This window comes from Streptomyces sp. SID14478 (genome assembly GCF_010548525.1).
In the GTDB taxonomy this organism is placed as follows: domain Bacteria; phylum Actinomycetota; class Actinomycetes; order Streptomycetales; family Streptomycetaceae; genus Streptomyces.
On sequence record NZ_JAAGMG010001480.1, the window covers coordinates 1 to 1,503 of the forward strand.

Consider the following 1,503-nt stretch of genomic DNA (forward strand, 5'->3'; position numbering starts at 1 on the left):
GTCGCGAGGCCGAGCGCGAGCAGCGCCCCGCCGCCCGCCTCCCCGAGCCCGGCCGCGAGGGCGCTCGCCTTGGGGGGAGTGAACCCCATGGCCTCCATGCCGGCGGCGGTGCCGGACACGCCGCCTCCGCCGAACCAGCCGAGCAGCTTCTGCGCGCCGTGTGCGGCGAGGACCCCGCCCGTGCCCCCGCGCAGGACGAGAAGGCCCAGGTCGCGGCGGCTGGGGCAGGACGTACGAGAGGTACGCGAACGTGTGCAGGTCATGACCCCACGGTCGGGCAGTCGTGTGCCGGGCACCTCGTGCGCGGGGCCATTCGGGTGGCGCACCGGGTGGCGGCCGGTCCGGTGCGGTGCAAGCCTGGGCGCATGCCCATCCAGACCGCAAAGCTCAGTGACCCGGCGGTCCGCGCCTTCGTCTCGGCGCTGAACGCCCACGACCAGGACGCCTTCCGCGCGGCCCTCGCGCCCGGCGCCACCATGGCCGACGACGGCAGCGACCGGGACCTTGACGACTGGACGGCCCGCGAGATCTTCGACTCGCACGGGCACATGGAGGTCGAGAAGGAGACCGCGCAGGGGCGCGGCCTCGTCGCCCGCTACAGCAACGACACCTGGGGCGAGATGCGCACCAAGTGGACGTTCGACGTGGAAGGCGGCAAGGTCACCCGGTTCGAGACCGGCCAGGCCTGAAGGACCCGTTCCGCCACGGGTGTTGACTTCGCGTGCGCTTCAACTCCTAGCGTCCGCAGGCATGGACGACATGACGCGCACCTTGGGTTCCAGCGGTATCGAGATCAGCGCCCTCGGCTTCGGCTGCTGGGCCATCGGTGGAGAGTGGCAGGACACCGACGGACGGCCGCTCGGCTGGGGGCGGGTCGACGACGACGAGTCCGTACGGGCCGTGCGGCGCGCCCTCGACCTCGGCGTCACCTTCTTCGACACGGCCGACGCGTACGGCGCGGGGCACAGCGAACGCGTCCTCGGCCGCGCCCTCGGCGGGCGCCGCGACGACGTCGTGCTCGCCACCAAGTGGGGCAACGTCTTCGACGAACGCACGAGGACCCGCACCGGCAGTGACGACTCCCCGGAGCACGCCCGCCGCGCCCTGACCGCGTCGCTGACCCGCCTCGGAACCGACCGCATCGACCTCTACCAACTGCACCTTTCCGACGCCGACCCGCAGCGGGCGGCCGAGCTCCGGGACACCTGCGAGGAGTTCGTACGCGAAGGGCTCGTCCGTGCCTATGCGTGGAGCACCGACGACCCCGACCGGGCCCGCGTCTTCGCCGAGGGCCCCCACTGCGCCGCCGTGCAGCACCGCTGCAACGTGCTGCAGGACGCACCGGAACTCCTCGCCCTCTGCGACGAGTTGGGCCTCGCCAGCATCAACCGCAGCCCCCTCGCCATGGGCCTGCTCGGCGGCGGCTACGGCAACGGGCGCGCCCTCGCGGCCGACGACATCCGCAGCGCCCCGCCCCAGTGGCTGCCCGGTTTCCGCGCGGGC

The 1,503-nt window shown here is 73.3% G+C and carries 3 protein-coding genes; 2 read left to right on the plus strand and 1 reads right to left on the minus strand.

Features of this window, described 5'->3' with window-relative positions:
* The coding region (locus G3I40_RS46175) for a DoxX family membrane protein (protein ID WP_164560761.1) at positions 1-263 on the minus strand (263 nt) is incomplete at its 3' end.
* A gap of 102 nt (positions 264-365) precedes the next feature.
* Between G3I40_RS46175 and G3I40_RS46180 the strand changes: the two genes are divergently transcribed.
* Both G3I40_RS46180 and G3I40_RS46185 read left to right on the plus strand, forming a co-directional pair.
* Positions 366-689, plus strand: coding sequence for a nuclear transport factor 2 family protein (locus G3I40_RS46180; RefSeq protein WP_164560762.1), 324 nt, complete (start codon positions 366-368; stop codon positions 687-689).
* Between the two features lie 61 nt (positions 690-750).
* Positions 751-1,503, plus strand: a 753-nt coding sequence (locus G3I40_RS46185) for an aldo/keto reductase (protein WP_164560763.1), incomplete at its 3' end; no start/stop codon positions are given.

Coding starts and splice junctions, on each gene's coding strand:
- G3I40_RS46180 (WP_164560762.1), top strand. CDS start 366: ATGCCCATCCAGACCGCAAAGCTCAGTGACCCGGCGGTCCGCGCCTTC.